Genomic DNA, 16,928 nt, shown 5'->3' with positions numbered 1-16,928 from the left:
ATTGCGAACTATCTGTTGAAACCAACAGTAATCAAGCTAAAGAGGCTCAACTAACTGTTAAGCCTTGAATTGAATCAAATTTTTGGTACTAGAATATGTATGAAGCACTTAGTTTGAAATTACGACCTGACTCATAATCTTGAACCGTATCACTGGTATATGAAGCGTGTGAGTAATACTGTTCATTGAAAATGTTTTCAATACCAAAGTTCACAGTGAGAGCTTCAACATTTGCAGGTAGCCATTGCATCGAAAAATTATGCACGTCGTAGCCTGCTTTCTCGATGATAGTGCCGTCATATGCCACATCGTTACTCAGCGTGACCAGCGAGGTCCAATTGACGCTGATATCATATTCGCTAAATTCATAACCTAATGTGACAGAAGCACTGTCGCCTACTTCATAACGTAACGCTTCACCGGTCTCTTGATTTTCTGAGTTTGATTTAGAGTAGGTAACTCGTGCATTGAATTCGTCTTTACGCAGATTTAACGTAGATTCAAACCCTTCAATATCGTAATCACCAAAGTTAGTGTATTCACCAATTGGCCTGCCTTTACCCACAGACCAGTTATCGATGTAGTCGTTAATTTCTGTCTTAAATAAGTTTAAAGAGAAACCAAGTTGATCTAAGCCAAGCACATCTTGATCAAGGAACAGGATACCGACGGTATTATTCACCCCCGTTTCAGCCTTCAAATCTTGATCAAAAATAGTGTCATATTCAGTATACGTTTCCCTCAAACCTGGACCTTGGAATAGCTCAGTAGAACCTGCACTGATGGTCCATTGATCGTTAATCAGGTACTTAGCAGATAGACCAAAGGTAAAATCGCTCCACGTTTTCTCTAAACCATCGTTCGTGCCAGGCGAGAACATATCGACTTTATAGTGGTTATAACGGACACCAGGAGTAATGAATAACTGCTCAGTTAAGCCGATTTCATCTTCAATGTAAAAGTCATTTGAATTCGCACTTTCTTCATTGTTTGATATACCATCTTCGATATATTTTGATACTTGCTCATAACCTTCGCCACCATAGCGTAAAGTATGCGTCATACTGGCGAGATCAAATTTTGACTCAGCTAATATCGAATAACCGGTATGCTCTGATAGACCTTCAGTATTTGAAGGAGCATAACTTAATTCATTTTGATAAATGCTGGTACGTAAGTTAATCGCATCACCAAGATCAAGTTCGTAAGCGAGGGATAAGCTAGTACGGGTATAGTCAATATTTTGCGTTTCTAGATCATTACCTTCGTTATACTCACTACCAAAATTGGTTTTAATAAAATAGTCACCTTCATCTGTATAGTGATCATAAGACACGACAAAACGGCTAGACTCGCTGACATCCCAACCTAATTTAACGATACCGTTTGCAATGGTGCCATCATTACCTTCGACTTCATTGCCGTCACCGTCTTCAAAGTTGTTTTTATCTGTATAAGTGAAATACACCAAAGCATCGATATTATCGGTTAATTGTGCAAACGAGGTTGCTGATGCACCTGCATAATCGTTGCTACCATAATTAGCATGCAATCGAAGACCAAAATCCTGCTCAGGATCAAGCAAGTCTTTGGCATCTTTAGTTTCAAATGCCACACCACCAGATAAACCGCCCGTTAACACAGAGTTAGTACCGACATTAATATCTACTGCTTTCAAAATATCGGCATTAATTAATAAATTACCTGAATGATGGAACATATTATTATTCTGACTAATGCCATCCACGGTAATGTTAAGGTCTAATTCATCCACACCACGAATATTAATTCCCTGCACCATTGAGTGCGAACCACCAATATCTATACCTGCTTGATCACGCAATAAGTCACTTAAATGATCGGCTTGTTTCTTTTCTATATCTTCAGAAATTAGTGCTGAATTATTGGTAATAGTTGTGCCCCAAACCTGAACTTTTTCGATATTATCAGGGGCTTCAGCAATAGGGATATTTTGAGCATCATCAGCAATGGCTGAGAAAGAAAGCGTGGTGACTAAGCTACTGATAACAATGGCTAGAGGAGTTCGTGAGAATAAATTTTTCGCTGCGTTCATAATCCTAACTTAAACTTTATTTAATATTGAGAATGATTCGTATTAAGCCTTTTAATACAAATCGTCGCAATGGATTAAACATAGCTAGGATGCATAACGACTATTCACATTGTAAATACTTAGATTTAACGAGTTCTCTAAACCACTTACTTACAGGGTCATTGTGGTAACGCTTGTGCCAATAGAGATACATTTGAGTTTGATTAGCTTTCAATTCAACAGGTGATTTTCGTGAAACTATTGCATTTCGACGGCATAACTCATCTGCAAAATGACTGGGTAAATGAAACATAATGTCAGTATTTTCTATCACTGTACCCACGCTAAAAAAATCTTTTAAACGAACAGGAATAGAAATATCTTTAATCCCTAAAGCTTCAAAACAGTGGCCGATTGAGAGGTCGTTTTCTCCCTGCAAAGATATTTGCCCAAAATGACAATGACGCAATACATCAATCGTTAAAGGTGTATCAACAAGAGGATGAGTTTGTGACATGACTAGTTCAAAATCACGTTTGAACAATGGCATTCTATACAGCAATCCTTCAGATGAAGAAGGCTCATGAGCGGTGATAACAAAGTGCACATCTCCCTTCAATAACTCAGAAAAATGCGGCTTGGGTAACGTATCAATTTCTAATGTAATGTGAGGAGCTTGCTCGCGAAAATCGGCTATCGTTGCATCAATTAATCGATTCATCTGTGGAGGTAAACCAAAAACTTTAATCGTCGCTTCACTGGTTTTTGGATCAAAATTTTGTTTGTTTACTAAATTTTCTACCTTGTTGAGAATGATATTTAAATCTTGCTGAATAGATTCTGCTTTAGGCGTTAATTCATAACCCCCAGCCATTCGTATCAATAAAGGGTCATCAAACAACTCTCGTAATTTACCCAATGAACGACTAATAGATGGCTGACTCAATCCCATAGATAAAGCCGTATTACTTATATGCTTTTCTTTTAGTAATTGTTTTAAAATAATAAGCTGGTTTAGGTCGAGTTGAGATAGATTCATAAAGTTATAATCATGGCCACTAAGCGAGATGGGAGAGCACTTTTATTCTAACATTACTGACCAACAATCCCACAACCACAGCAGTCCAATCTAACAACTAAATCCCCCAATTCATTCAACCTACAAAACCAGCTCCCATAAACAATATATTAGGCATCTAGATCAGTAAGAGAGTGAAGTAAGTGCTCCTGACTAGGATTGAATATTGCGTATTAAAAAGCCCCCTAAACGCTTTGCAGCACTTAGGGGGCTTCGATAATATTTAGCTAAACACTCTATCGAAAATAGACTAAGCGTTTTTGTTCAGCCTAGAACGGGATATCGTCATCCCAATCGCCACCTAAATCAGGTGTCGTATTTTGTGGCTGAGGTGTTGGTGCTGGGCGTTGAGCTGGTGCAGATTGCTGCTGGAAACCACCTTGCTGTTGAGCAGGTTGTTGGAATCCACCTTGTTGCTGTTGTGCAGGCGCTGGACGCTGAGCAGGGGCAGATTGTTGGAACCCACCACCTTGTTGTTGAGCTGGAGCTTGAGGCTTAGGCGTGTAAGCAGGCTTTTGAGCAGCTTGTTGCTGAGCTGGCTGCTGGAAACCACCTTGAGCTTGTTGCTGTTGACCGTAACCACTTTGAGACTGCGGAGCACTTTGCTGAGGAGCATTACCGTAACCACCTTGGCCTTGATTCATGCCGCCTTGTTGACCGCCTTGACCACGACTATCAAGCATCTGCATTTCCATTGCATTGATTTCAGTCTTGTAGCGATCTTGACCCGTAGTTTGATCCTGCCATTTGCTGGTTTGTAGTTTACCTTCTAAGTAAACTTTAGAACCTTTTTTCAGGTATTCACCAGCTACTTCAGCTAAACGACGGTACATAACGATGTTATGCCATTCTGTACGCTCTTGCTGCTGACCTTGTTGGTCTTTCCAAGACTCACTCGTTGCCACGGTAAAGTTAGCGACGGCGTTACCATTTGGCATGTAACGAACCTCTGGGTCCTTTCCTAGGTTACCGACCAAAATTACTTTATTCACACCACGACTGGCCATTGAAATCTCCTGCGATTTACCATGTTCTAAATTTAATTACGTTCAAATTCTGTTGAATCAATTATGTCATTTTTATGGACGCTGAAACATCAGCTGTCACACAAAAAACACGAATTTAATTCTTAGCTGACAGAGCCTAACACAGCTCGAGCTTCTCTTAAATCGAATTGATCATCTACTTTCAAATAAGCGGCTTTCTCTTCTATCACCACAATAGCTTCTGCAACGCCTGCAAGCTGTGACAGCTGAGTTGCCATATCTTGAGCATGATTTCTATCTTTCGCTTCAGCTTCAAGCGTATAGCTTTTAAGTAGCACAGGTTTTTCCATGCCGATGGTTAATAACAACCAAACAAACATCAATGCAAGCGCCACAAAAAACACCCCTGAAGCGCCGACCAATTGATAAGCGCCGCCACCTAACATGCCGCCACAAAAAGCACCTAAAAATTGACTGGTCGAGTAAACCCCCATCGCTGAACCTTTATCGCCCATAGGACAGAACTTGGCAATTAGGCTAGGTAGTGATGCTTCTAAATAATTAAAACCGGTAAAAAACAGCACAACTGCGCCACTGAGTACCCATAAATTATCGGCATAAAATCCCATAGCAGCCAAAGCTAGCATCATGATCATGAGTGATATTTGGAACATGGTTTTGGTGTTATTGCGTTTAACCCCGATGATGATTAACGGCACCATCAAGAAAAATGCACCAATAAAGGCAGGGAAATACAACATCCAGTGCTTTTCTTTGACTAAACCAGCATCAACTAAATCCAGCGGCAGCGCCACAAACACGGCTGTTAATACTAAATGAAGAATAAAAATCCCTGCATCTAAACGAAACAACTGTGGATCCATCAGCATACGTTTAAGCTTCGTCGGTGTTGCAACCGTATCGCCTTTGGGCGCTTGAGATACAGGATTTGGTACCAACACCTGAACAATAACCATACCTAACACGGCTAAAATTGCGGTTAAAAAGAATAAACCTTCAAGGCCTGCATATTGGGCAACAATAGGCCCTGCTAGTAGCGATAAAGCAAAAGAGAAACCGATACACATCCCAATAATCGCCATGACTTTGGTACGTTGTTCATCACGGGTTAAATCAGCAGCGAGTGCTAACACTGCAGCAGCAATTGCGCCCATTCCTTGCAGTGCTCGCCCTAACACCACACCATAAATGTGGTCTGACATAGCCGCAACAATGCTCCCGATGGCAAAAATAACTAAACCACCAAGAATGATCGGTTTGCGGCCATATTTATCTGACAACATGCCCATTGGAATTTGCAAGCAAGCTTGGGTTAACCCATAAGCACCAATGGCGATACCAACCCATAATGGCGAGAATCCTTCCAAGTGTTGGCCGTAAAGCGCAAACACGGGCATGATCATAAATAAGCCCATCATTCGTAAGCCAAACACGCTGGCTAGCGAAAATGCGACCTTCTTTTCAATGCCGGATAGTCCATTTTTGGCCATTAAATTGCCCTTAATACTGTATCGATAAAAAATTTTGAGTTGCGCATATTATCACAGCGTCCTAATTTAGCTCAAAAGGAATAATGAACCAAGGTGCAACTGTTTATCGTATTTGCTAATGAGATTAAACAAACAGGTTATAATGTGTCTTACATCGCAGTTCATTAGTATTCGACTTTACTCAACAATACAGTCAAATGAACTGACAATTTAACACTGTACAATACTGTATAAAATACTGTATAAATACAAATTAAAATCTAATCGCAACCATATGCCTTAACTCGTTTGCTAAGATATATACCCCCTATTTCAGCAACCGAGCACAACATCAGAGTGAAGAATGGATACCATTGAAATTCGCGGTGCACGAACCCACAACTTAAAAAACTTTGACCTAAAAATCCCTCGTGACAAGCTGATTGTCATCACTGGCCTTTCTGGTTCAGGTAAATCCTCATTAGCGTTCGACACGTTATATGCCGAGGGTCAACGCCGTTATGTTGAGTCTTTATCAGCATACGCTCGCCAATTTTTAAGTTTGATGGAAAAGCCTGATGTTGACCATATTGAAGGTTTAAGTCCCGCGATTTCAATTGAACAAAAGTCCACCTCACATAACCCACGCTCAACTGTGGGTACCATCACTGAAATATATGATTATTTGCGACTCTTGTTTGCCCGTGTTGGCGAACCTCGCTGTCCGACGCATGGACAAGCATTAGCTGCGCAAACTGTCAGTCAAATGGTCGATAAAGTATTGGAACTGCCAGAAGGCAGTCGCCAAATGTTATTAGCCCCTGTAGTTAAAGCCCGTAAAGGTGAGCATGTAAAACTACTCGAAAGCTTAGCTGCACAAGGCTATGTTCGAGCCCGTATCGATGGTGATGTGTGTGATTTATCCGACCCGCCAACCCTTGATTTACATGTTAAGCACACCATCGAAGTCGTCGTTGACCGTTTCAAGGTTCGTGATGACTTAAAGCAGCGTTTAGCTGAGTCATTTGAAACCACTTTAGAGATGTCTGGCGGCATTGCGGTTGTCGCTGATATGGCTGGTGAAGCTGAAGAAATCGTTTTCTCAGCTAATTTTGCCTGTCCTCATTGTGGCTATTCAATGGCTGAACTTGAGCCACGTATCTTTTCATTCAATAACCCTGCCGGTGCCTGTCAAACCTGTGATGGATTAGGGGTGCAGCAGTACTTTGATGCAGATAGAGTGATAACCAACGGTGAATTATCATTAGCGGGCGGCGCAATTCGCGGCTGGGATAAACGCAACTTTTACTATTTCCAAATGCTCAGTTCGTTAGCTGAGCATTATAAGTTTGATGTTGAAACACCATTTCAGCAGTTAACCGACAAAGTACAAAAGATTGTGCTCCATGGTTCAGGCAAGCAAAGCATTGCGTTTAAATACATTAATGACCGTGGCGATGTAGTGATCCGTAATCATCCATTTGAAGGGATCTTGAATAATATGGATAGACGTTATCGTGAAACAGAGAGTAACTCTGTCCGCGATGAACTTTCTAAATTCATTAATACCCAATCTTGTAAAAGCTGCGGAGGCTCTCGACTACGTGAAGAGGCTCGTAACGTATTCATTGGCGAATTGACCCTACCTCAACTAACAGAATGGTCCATTGGCGAAGCCATGAACTATTTTAAAAAGGTTGAGTTCACGGGGCAAAAAGCGCAAATCGCGGAAAAAATCCTCAAAGAAGTTGGCGACCGATTAGGTTTCTTAGTCAATGTTGGCCTTAACTATCTTAGCTTAGACCGTTCTGCAGATACCCTTTCAGGTGGTGAAGCTCAGCGTATTCGTTTGGCTAGCCAAATTGGCGCAGGGCTTGTTGGTGTGATGTACGTGCTCGATGAACCTTCTATTGGTCTGCATCAGCGTGATAACGAACGTCTACTTAAAACCTTGATCCACCTTCGGGATTTAGGCAACACGGTTATCGTGGTTGAGCATGATGAAGATGCTATTCGCATGGCGGATCACGTGATTGATATTGGTCCAGGTGCTGGTGTTCACGGCGGCGAAGTGATTTGCTCTGGTGGTTTAAAAGATATTATTGAATGTGAAGAGTCAATTACTGGTCAATACATTTCCGGTAAGAAACAAATTCATGTCAGCGAGCAGCGCACGCCGATGGATCCGAAAAAGGTCATTGAACTTTGCGGCGCTACAGGCAACAACTTAAAAAATGTCGATTTAACGATTCCTATTGGATTGTTCACCTGTGTCACTGGTGTATCAGGTTCGGGTAAGTCGACTCTGATTAATGACACCTTCTATAAAATTGCGCACCGCATGTTAAATGGGGCAACCATTGACGAACCTGCAGCGCACAAAAGCATTAAAGGTATGGAGCAATGTGACAAGGTGGTCGATATTGATCAAAGCCCAATTGGCCGAACACCGCGCTCAAACCCTGCAACTTATACAGGCATATTTACCCCAATTCGTGAACTATTTGCCGCGACCCAAGAGTCAAGAAGCCGTGGGTATTTGCCGGGTAGGTTCTCATTCAATGTAAAAGGCGGACGCTGCGAAGCTTGTCAAGGTGATGGCCTCATTAAAGTAGAAATGCATTTCTTACCCGATGTATATGTACCGTGTGATTCATGTAAAGGTAAACGCTATAACCGCGAAACTTTAGATGTGAAATACAAAGGTAAAAACATTCATGAAGTGCTGCAGATGACCATTGAAGAAGCCCGCGTATTCTTCGATCCGATTCCTGCTATCGCGCGCAAATTACAAACCTTAGTCGATGTCGGTTTATCCTATATTTGCTTAGGCCAAAGCGCCACGACTTTGTCAGGCGGTGAAGCCCAAAGAGTGAAGCTGTCTAAGGAGTTATCTAAACGAGATACGGGTAAAACGCTGTATATTCTAGATGAACCGACCACAGGTTTACACTTTGCTGATATTCAATTGTTATTAGATGTATTGCATAGATTAAAAGCGAAGGGTAATACTATTGTAGTGATTGAACACAATTTAGATGTGATTAAAACCGCAGACTGGATTGTCGATTTAGGCCCTGAAGGTGGTTCTGGTGGTGGTATGATTTTGGTCAGTGGCACACCTGAAGATGTCGCCAAAAATACCGAATCACATACTGCACATTTCTTGAAACCATTATTAGAGAAAATGCCTGCAGTTACACAAGCTAAAGTTAAAAAAGCACCTGCGAAAAAAGCGGCAGCCAAGAAAACAGTTAAAAAGGTTGCTGCGAAAACGGATAAATAAAGATGCTAATCTAGTTAACTCAAGTCGGCTTAATCTTATGGGATGATTAGCCAGAGGATATGAAATGGATTTTCAATTAGCGGCTCTGGTGTTAGTTCTAGCCGCCACATTTGCTCAGTCGGTAACGTTAGCATTAGTGATGACTCAATTTTTTGTGCGCTATTTAGCTCAAAAAGTTGAGTTTATTCGCCTTACATCAGCTGAAATAGCGTGCAATAAACCTAGCTTGCTCAAAGCAAATATCTCCCTTTTAAAACCACCCGCCTTATTACCGCTAATTTTTACTTTCGCCATAACTGGCTGCGCTACTCAAAATTGTGGCAACAATCCTGTTAATCATTGGAGTAATCAAAGTCAATTACTCGATGATATCCGCATTTTAAGCAGTAAAGAGTTCGAAGGTAGGAAAACCGCAACTCATGGCGCTGAACTTAGCCGAGAATATATCAAACAACGGTTTAGCGAGCTCAATCTCACTCCTTGGCAAGATGACTTCGACGTGCCCTTCACTTATCGATTTAATTTTTCTAATAAACAAGGCATTAATGTCATTGCCACCATCAAGGCTCAAAATGAAACCGATCGCTGGCGTGTAATCACCGCCCATTACGATCACTTAGGTAAAAAGGGCAACAAAGTCTTTGCTGGCGCTGATGATAATGCTTCTGGTGTTGCCGCAATGCTCGCTATAGCAGAGCAATGGCACGCACAAGGCAATCAAAACGTAAACTTGATGCTCGTCGCAACCGACGCTGAAGAGACAGGATTGTTCGGTTCGTACGCCCTAGTTGAACAGTTAATGGCGGCAACTAACATGCAAGTCGAAATGTCGTTAAATCTCGACATGATTGGGAATCCCTCCCGCCCTAAAGCCATATATGTAGAAGGTGAGAAAAATTTAACTGAATTTAATCAGCTAAAAACTCAACTCCAAGACTATAATCAATTATGTATTCGAGAGAGCCGTTCACGAATGAAAAACGGCAGCATGGTAAAGATAGATTGGTTGCGTGCTTCGGACCATTATCCGTTCCACAAAGTTGGCATACCTTGGTTGTACTTAGGGGTTCCAACACATAAACAATATCACACCATCGACGATACAATAGATACAATCGATATTGGCTTTTTAGCGGCAGTTACAGAAACCGCATTTGAATTAGTCTCAGTGAATAAGCAACAAATTGCTTTTCAATAATCAGGCCAATTTTAAAAAGTTATTGAAAATATATAGTCATATGGGTGAAAGCTTGCTATAATATCGCCCCTTTGACGCGGGAAATCGACACGGGGTTGATTTTCTGTCTGTGAAACTTTAGCGCGAATGCCACTATATTCGTGCATACCCACAAGGCTACAACTCAATGTCATCCGATGAAAGAACTTTCCGCGAACTTGGTTTATCCGAGAATTTGCTTCGTGCCCTTGACGATCTAGGTTACGAAAAACCAACTCCAATTCAGTCTGCAAGTATCGACCCCCTAATGGCTGGTAAAGATATTTTAGGTCAAGCTCAAACTGGTACTGGTAAAACAGGTGCTTTCGCACTGCCTTTACTAAACAGTGTTGACCAGAAGCTGAACGCTCCTCAAATCCTAGTGCTTGCACCAACTCGTGAACTTGCCGTTCAGGTTGCTGAAGCATTTGGTAGCTACGCTAAACACATGAAAGGCTTCCATGTACTACCTATTTACGGTGGTCAAAGCATGCATCAACAATTAAGTGCGCTACGTCGTGGCCCACAAGTTGTTGTTGGTACGCCTGGTCGTGTTATGGACCACATGCGTCGCGGTACATTAAAGTTAGACTCATTAAAAGCATTAGTGCTTGATGAAGCTGATGAAATGTTAAAAATGGGCTTTATCGACGATATCGAATGGGTATTAGAACATAAGCCTGAGAACAGCCAACTTGCACTTTTCTCTGCGACCATGCCAGAGCAAATTAAGCGCGTTGCTAACAAGCATTTATCAGATCCTGTTCATATTAGCATCTCAACCACTAACTCAACTGTTAAGTCTATTGACCAACGTTTTGTTCAAGTGTCTCAACACAACAAGCTTGAAGCTTTAGTTCGTGTATTAGAAGTTGAAAATACTGAAGGTATTATCATCTTCGTTCGTACTCGTAACAGCTGTGTTGAATTAGCTGAGAAACTAGAAGCCCGCGGTTATGCTTCATCGCCATTACATGGTGACATGAACCAACAAGCACGTGAGCGTGCTGTTGAGCAACTTAAGCGTGGCAAGCTAGATATCCTTATTGCTACTGACGTTGCGGCCCGTGGTCTTGACGTTGAACGTATTGGACACGTAGTAAACTACGATATCCCATATGATTCAGAAGCTTACGTACACCGTATTGGCCGTACAGGTCGTGCTGGTCGTACAGGTATGGCGATTCTTTTCGTAACAAACCGCGAAATGCGTATGTTACGTACCATTGAGCGTGCGACTTCAAGCCGCATTTCGCCAATGAAAGTACCAAGCCCTGAAACTGTTGCAGAGCGTCGTTTATCTCGTTTAGGCGAGCAAATCCAAGAAACCATTAACGGTGACTTAGATTTCATGAAGAACGCTGTTGCTGAGTTATGCCAACAACTAGAAATCGATACAGATTTACTTGCTGCGGCATTATTACAACAAGTTCAAGCTGAGCGTCCATTACAACTTCCTGCGATTCAAGAGCGTCAACGTGATTCTCGTGATAGCAGAGATCGTGACAATGGCCGTGAGCGTCCACGTCGTGATTCACGCGGTGGTCGTCCACAACCAACAAGCTTTGGTAGTGCTGAAGGCTTAAAAGATAAGCCAGATGTTAAGATGTGCCGCTACGTAATCGAAGTAGGTCGTGATAATGGTGTTGGTGTAGGTAACATCGTTGGTGCTATTGCTAACGAAGCAAACATCGATAGCCAGTTCATTGGTCAAATTCAATTATTTGATCAAGTAACTTCAATTGACTTACCAGACGGTATGCCAAAAGATGTTCTGACTCATTTACGTAAAGTACGTGTATGTGGCAAGCCTCTAAACATTAAAGAAGCTAGCGATACCGCTTTCCCTGAGCAAAGCGACCGTCCACGCCGTCCACGTAATGACCGCCCTCGTGGTGACAGACCTCGCGGCGATCGTCCACGCGGTGACCGTCCTCGCGGCGATCGTCCACGTAAGCCTCGCGATAGCGAGTAATCGATCACAATATCAACATTATGTTGAGTCACTGATTTAAAAATGGAGCTTCGGCTCCATTTTTTTATGCCTATTGCTGTATAATCTCTCGCCTATTTTGATACCTATTAATACAAGCTTTAATTTAATGTTACTAAATAAGCCTCTATTTCAATATTCTATTGGTGCTATCTCGCTGATCATCACATTGCTTTCTGCGCCAACGTTGGCACAGGGCGTAGCAAAAAGTGCTGCAGCTAAAGAGAGCCAGCAGCTCCATGCAGGTACCTCAAATGGAGATTGGGTTCAATTTACCTTTGAGAATGATGCATTTGGACTGATTAACACCAGTGATGATGACTATAGTAACGGCATAGAATGGAGCTGGGGCAAAGCTGTCGTCAATGACTTTGACGAGCTTGTATTACCTAAATGGCTGCAAGGTTTATATGGCTATAGTTATTTAAATCATGGCGGCAATAGACAATATCAAATTAGTTATAGCGTTTCTCAGCGCATGTATACACCGGATGACTTACAGCAAGCTGCATTGATTGAATCCGATCGTCCCTATTCTGGAACCTTACTATGGGGCACCAAATTACGAAGCTATGGTGATGGTGTGGCAGATAATTTAAGCCTCACATTGGGAGTAGTGGGCCCGGCATCTTTTGCTGAGCAAACTCAAAAACAAGTTCACGAAATCATTGATGCTAAAGAGCCAATGGGCTGGGATAATCAATTGAGCAACGAACCTGTGTTTAAGGTTGAAGCGCAGCGCCTTTACCAATTAGCGTACACACCTCTTTCTGACAACCTTGAATTTGATACTGTTTTCCACGGTAACGCTGGTGTAGGTAATTTAATGAGTGATGTAGGTGCTGGCATGACATTTCGGTTGGGGAATATTCTTTCTCATAGCTACGCCTTTGTTTCTCAGGCTGCATCAAGAAGCAATAATGGCTACATTGTTAAGTCGGCAGATGAGCTAAGTTGGCAGGTATTTGTTACCTTCTACGGCCGTTATGTATTTAACGATATCACTATCGACGGCAACACCTTTACAGACAGCCACTCAGCAGAGTTAACCCACCAGCAAGCAATGATTAACATGGGCTTTATGCTTAATTGGCAAAACTGGGGATTAAGCTTTTCAGCTATTCGTGGCACTGAGCAATATCACGACCAACCCAACAAAGCGAATTTTGCGGCAGTGAACATTAACTATCGCTTTTAATCTTCAAACGCCTTGCTGCTTTTAAGGCGTTTTTGTTGGTACAAAGGCCAGATCTGAACCACAAATACCGAACCAACAATTAAAATAATGCCCAACAACGACCATATATCAATAGCGTCAGCCCTAAAGATATTTGGCCATAATCCTAGTTCAACCACCACAGCATTAGCGGTAAAACTCAGCACTGGCGTCAGAGCTAACATGGCACTGACTTGTGCTGTTGGCCAATACTTCATCGCTTGCCCAAAACATCCGTAGGCTATAAGCGTATTCGCGGCACAGAAAACGATGACTAACCATTGATGATTAGTCATCGACTTAAATTGGCTAAAGTCACTTAATGGCGCCATCAATAAAACACCTAAGCCATAAATAAATAACAACACATTATTTGGCGATAATTTTGTGATTAATGACTTTTGCAGCAGTGCATAACTGGTCCAAGATAATACAGAAAATTGCACGATTAACACGCCAAAGCCTATTTGACTAGCATTGGAAGCCGATACATCCAAGCTTGGATGGAAAAACAATAAAACCCCTAATGCCAAGGTTGCAAAACAAGTTAACTGCAACGCTGTTAAGCGTTCTTTAAAAAATAACGCGCCGCCAAATGCCAAATAAAACGGTGCGGTTTGAAAATTAAGTTGTGCAGTCCCCGGCGATAAATAATCCAATGAATACACAAAGGAGGTGTAATTACACATTAACAGAATGCCCGCAGTTGATAACCGCAGCCAATCCCCTTGAGATAAATCTACAAATTGCCTAAGTGCACCAAAGCGCCACTGTAAAAAATACGTCACCATAAAAGCGACTAGAAACCGAAACCAAGTTAGCGAAACCGGATCAATAAACCCACCTGATAGCTTAAGCGCTATGGGTAAAATGCCCCAAAAAATAACGGCAACCGAAACAAAGATTAGTCCTAAACGGGTATGACTCACGAAATTGGCAACTCTTCTGAAATGAACTCATATTTTGCAACATACTGCCTGAATATAGCCGACTAATAAACCGCTAAAAACGCGGTTTATCGTCTTCAGTATTCGCTATACAGGATTAAGAGTTTAGCCGCCTGATAACCATGGAAATCTTGCTTAATAAAGGTAAAATAGCCGCCATTAAAATAGCTATATATCCTGCTCCATCATGGATAATCCCTACACCTAACATCTAAGGAACACTGGTCATGAGTCTTGCTGATTCAGTTCTCGCAATTAACAATGATTTGCCTATCCGCACCGATAAACCGGTTCATAGCGGTAAAGTCCGCAGTGTTTATTGGCTAACAGATACTGATAGCCGTCGCCTTATTAGCGACAAAGGCTACGATGTCCCTGCTGATACGCCACTGGCTATCATGGTGATCAGTGACCGTATCTCTGCGTTTGACTGTATTTTCCACGGTGAAGGTAACCTGCAAGGTATTCCCGGTAAAGGCGCGGCACTCAATGCGATTTCAAACCATTGGTTTAAGCTTTTTGCTGAAAACGGCTTAGCTGACAGCCACATCTTAGATATCCCACACCCATTTGTATGGATTGTTCAAAAAGCGCGTCCAATCAAAGTTGAAGCAATTTGTCGTCAATATATAACTGGCTCAATGTGGCGTGCATACGCTAAAGGTGAGCGTGAGTTTTGCGGAATAACATTGCCTGAAGGGCTAAAGAAAGATCAAAAATTACCTGAGCTACTGATTACGCCTTCAACGAAAGGGATTTTAACTGGAATCCCAGGTGTGCCAGAACAAGATGATGTTAATATTAGCCGCGCAGACATAGAAGCGAATGTTGAAGCATTTGGATTTGAGCAGGCTTCAGATATCGACTTATACGAAAAGCTTCTTAAACAAGGCTTTAAGGTTATTTCTGATGCTTTGAGTAGTCACGATCAAATGTTTGTCGATACTAAGTTTGAATTTGGTTATGTGGACGACAAAGACGGTAACTCAAAACTGATTTACATGGATGAAGTTGGCACACCAGATTCGTCACGTATTTGGGATGGCGCTGCTTACCGTGATGGCAAGATTGTGGAAAATTCTAAAGAAGGTTTCCGTCAGTTCTTACTTAACCATTTTGACGATGCTGACATATTATTAAATAAAGACAGAATGCCTGAGCGTGAAGCTTTAGCACGTGATAACGACTTACCACTAGAAGCGATGATGAATGTATCTCGTACCTATACTGGTGTTGCTGAAAAAGTCACAGGTAGCAGCATTAAGCTTCCTGAAAACCCTAAAGCTGATATCATTAAAGTCTTACGTGAAAATTACGACTTAATCGATTAGCAAATACAATACATCCTAAAAAGGCGCCTCGAGGCGCCTTTTTTGTGTCTTGTACTAATGAGTTTTATAAGTATTTAATCCAAGCTTGTTTGCTCTGGTGTTTATACTGACTAAACCATTTAGTTGGAAAGTACAGTAACACCGCTAAAATCACTGTCACCGTCCATACCCAACCTATATGGGTAAAGCCATATAAATCACCATAGTTAGGCCCTATAACGTTGATTGCGAACTGATACATAAACAGCAATAGATATAAATGCACAATATAGAAAAACATCGGTGCTGAACCGAAGGTCGATAATATTTTACCGTACTTAGGGTCGACTTTTTCCAGTGCACGTAAGCACAATAAGGTGCCACCTATTGTAACCAACAGAAACGCTAACGACGGTGGATACTTAGTCACATTAAATACCGACTTTAATGTCATCAATAAGCTTTCACCTTGCTGCCAATCTAAGGTTTCACCATAAATATTAAAGCCACGTAAAATGGCAAAAATTGCAAAACACCCCAAACCCAGCCCTATGAGAATTTTGTGGCGTTTAGCATCATCAAAACTCGCGCTGTAAATAGGCGCCATCACATAGCCTAATAAAATCACTCCAATCCAAGGCAAGACCGGATAACTTGCACGAATACCTACAAAATCGTTTGGTAAAATATTACCGCGATCATGCAGTATTGCCCAAATCGTATAGCCCCACTCACCTGGCTCAAAGTTGATTGGCGTCAATGCGTTATGGCCAAATACAATCACTAACCCAATAATTGCCAACCACACTCTTGGCAAACCTATTAATGCCGCTAGCGCTAGCATACTAATACCGATAGCCCACATGACCTGTAACCAAATCATGTCGTAATTACCCATCCACTGGAAGGTAATGACCGTACATTCTAGGGCGATGATAAATAGGCCGCGTTTCATTAAGAATTCACGCCCATTTCGCTGCGGGCCATGTTGAGGATGACTATAAAGCCATGCTGAAACACCCGTTAAAAATACAAAGGTCGGCGCACAAAAGTGCGCCGCAAAGCGACTTAAAAACAGCCCCGTACTGGTACTGTCTAGCATCATAGGATCGCTGACCTGCTCATGGAAAAAGAAACGTTCCCTCACATGATCTAACAACATAATCAACATGACGATACCACGCATAATATCGATACTATCAATGCGTTTTTTTAGCACCGACGGGCTCATAGTGTTCATTTAAAAGCTCTCTTTGGGGGCATTAATGCAGAACGTTTATACAGGTTTTGTCATACCGAATGTATAAAAAAATCAAATAAATTTCGACTTTAGCATTTGGACTATAGCAATCA

At 41.8% G+C, this 16,928-nt stretch carries 11 protein-coding genes; 5 read left to right on the top strand and 6 right to left on the bottom strand.

Annotated elements, in window-relative coordinates; genetic code table 11:
* Positions 1-88: 88 nt before the first annotated feature.
* The 4 genes from K5Q58_RS11690 to K5Q58_RS11675 form a co-directional block, all read right to left on the bottom strand.
* Positions 89-2,074: a TonB-dependent receptor domain-containing protein gene (locus K5Q58_RS11690; protein ID WP_220754108.1), complete on the bottom strand. Its 1,986-nt coding sequence runs from the start codon at positions 2,072-2,074 to the stop codon at positions 89-91.
* Between the two features lie 100 nt (positions 2,075-2,174).
* The gene (locus K5Q58_RS11685) at positions 2,175-3,092 is read right to left on the bottom strand and encodes a LysR family transcriptional regulator (protein WP_220754107.1); all 918 of its coding nucleotides are present in this window, start codon (positions 3,090-3,092) and stop codon (positions 2,175-2,177) included.
* Positions 3,093-3,400: 308 nt separating this feature from the next.
* Positions 3,401-4,138, bottom strand: a complete 738-nt coding sequence (locus K5Q58_RS11680; protein WP_220754106.1) for a single-stranded DNA-binding protein — start codon at positions 4,136-4,138, stop codon at positions 3,401-3,403.
* A 122-nt stretch (positions 4,139-4,260) separates the two neighbouring features.
* Complete coding sequence (locus K5Q58_RS11675; RefSeq protein ID WP_220754105.1) at positions 4,261-5,628, bottom strand: MFS transporter; 1,368 nt, start codon at positions 5,626-5,628, stop codon at positions 4,261-4,263.
* A 343-nt stretch (positions 5,629-5,971) separates the two neighbouring features.
* Here K5Q58_RS11675 and uvrA point away from each other — a divergent pair, with 343 nt between their 5' ends.
* The 4 genes from uvrA (at position 5,972) to K5Q58_RS11655 (ending at position 13,300) form a co-directional block, all read left to right on the top strand.
* Complete coding sequence (gene uvrA / locus K5Q58_RS11670) at positions 5,972-8,893, top strand: excinuclease ABC subunit UvrA (RefSeq protein ID WP_220754104.1); 2,922 nt, start codon at positions 5,972-5,974, stop codon at positions 8,891-8,893.
* Between the two features lie 64 nt (positions 8,894-8,957).
* Positions 8,958-10,091, top strand: a complete 1,134-nt coding sequence (locus K5Q58_RS11665) for a M20/M25/M40 family metallo-hydrolase (protein WP_259651327.1) — start codon at positions 8,958-8,960, stop codon at positions 10,089-10,091.
* A gap of 166 nt (positions 10,092-10,257) precedes the next feature.
* Entirely contained in the window at positions 10,258-12,084 is a 1,827-nt protein-coding gene (locus tag K5Q58_RS11660; protein ID WP_220754103.1) for a DEAD/DEAH box helicase, read from the top strand.
* Positions 12,085-12,211: 127 nt separating this feature from the next.
* Complete coding sequence (locus K5Q58_RS11655; RefSeq protein WP_220754102.1) at positions 12,212-13,300, top strand: lipid A deacylase LpxR family protein; 1,089 nt, start codon at positions 12,212-12,214, stop codon at positions 13,298-13,300.
* Here K5Q58_RS11655 and K5Q58_RS11650 read toward each other — a convergent pair.
* Complete coding sequence (locus K5Q58_RS11650) at positions 13,297-14,247, bottom strand: DMT family transporter (protein WP_220754101.1); 951 nt, start codon at positions 14,245-14,247, stop codon at positions 13,297-13,299. The two genes, K5Q58_RS11655 and K5Q58_RS11650, sit on opposite strands and share 4 nt — an antisense overlap.
* Before the next feature lie 245 nt (positions 14,248-14,492).
* Here K5Q58_RS11650 and K5Q58_RS11645 point away from each other — a divergent pair, with 245 nt between their 5' ends.
* Positions 14,493-15,596: a phosphoribosylaminoimidazolesuccinocarboxamide synthase gene (locus K5Q58_RS11645; protein ID WP_220754100.1), complete on the top strand. Its 1,104-nt coding sequence runs from the start codon at positions 14,493-14,495 to the stop codon at positions 15,594-15,596.
* Positions 15,597-15,660: 64 nt separating this feature from the next.
* Here K5Q58_RS11645 and K5Q58_RS11640 read toward each other — a convergent pair whose 3' ends face one another.
* Positions 15,661-16,815: a DUF1624 domain-containing protein gene (locus K5Q58_RS11640; RefSeq protein ID WP_374758500.1), complete on the bottom strand. Its 1,155-nt coding sequence runs from the start codon at positions 16,813-16,815 to the stop codon at positions 15,661-15,663.
* Positions 16,816-16,928: the final 113 nt, after the last annotated feature.

The organism is Shewanella sp. KT0246, assembly GCF_019654955.1.
Lineage (GTDB): Bacteria > Pseudomonadota > Gammaproteobacteria > Enterobacterales > Shewanellaceae > Shewanella > Shewanella goraebulensis.
The sequence above is the reverse complement of the archived record's forward strand: the minus strand, read 5'-3'. Positions and strand labels throughout refer to the sequence as shown.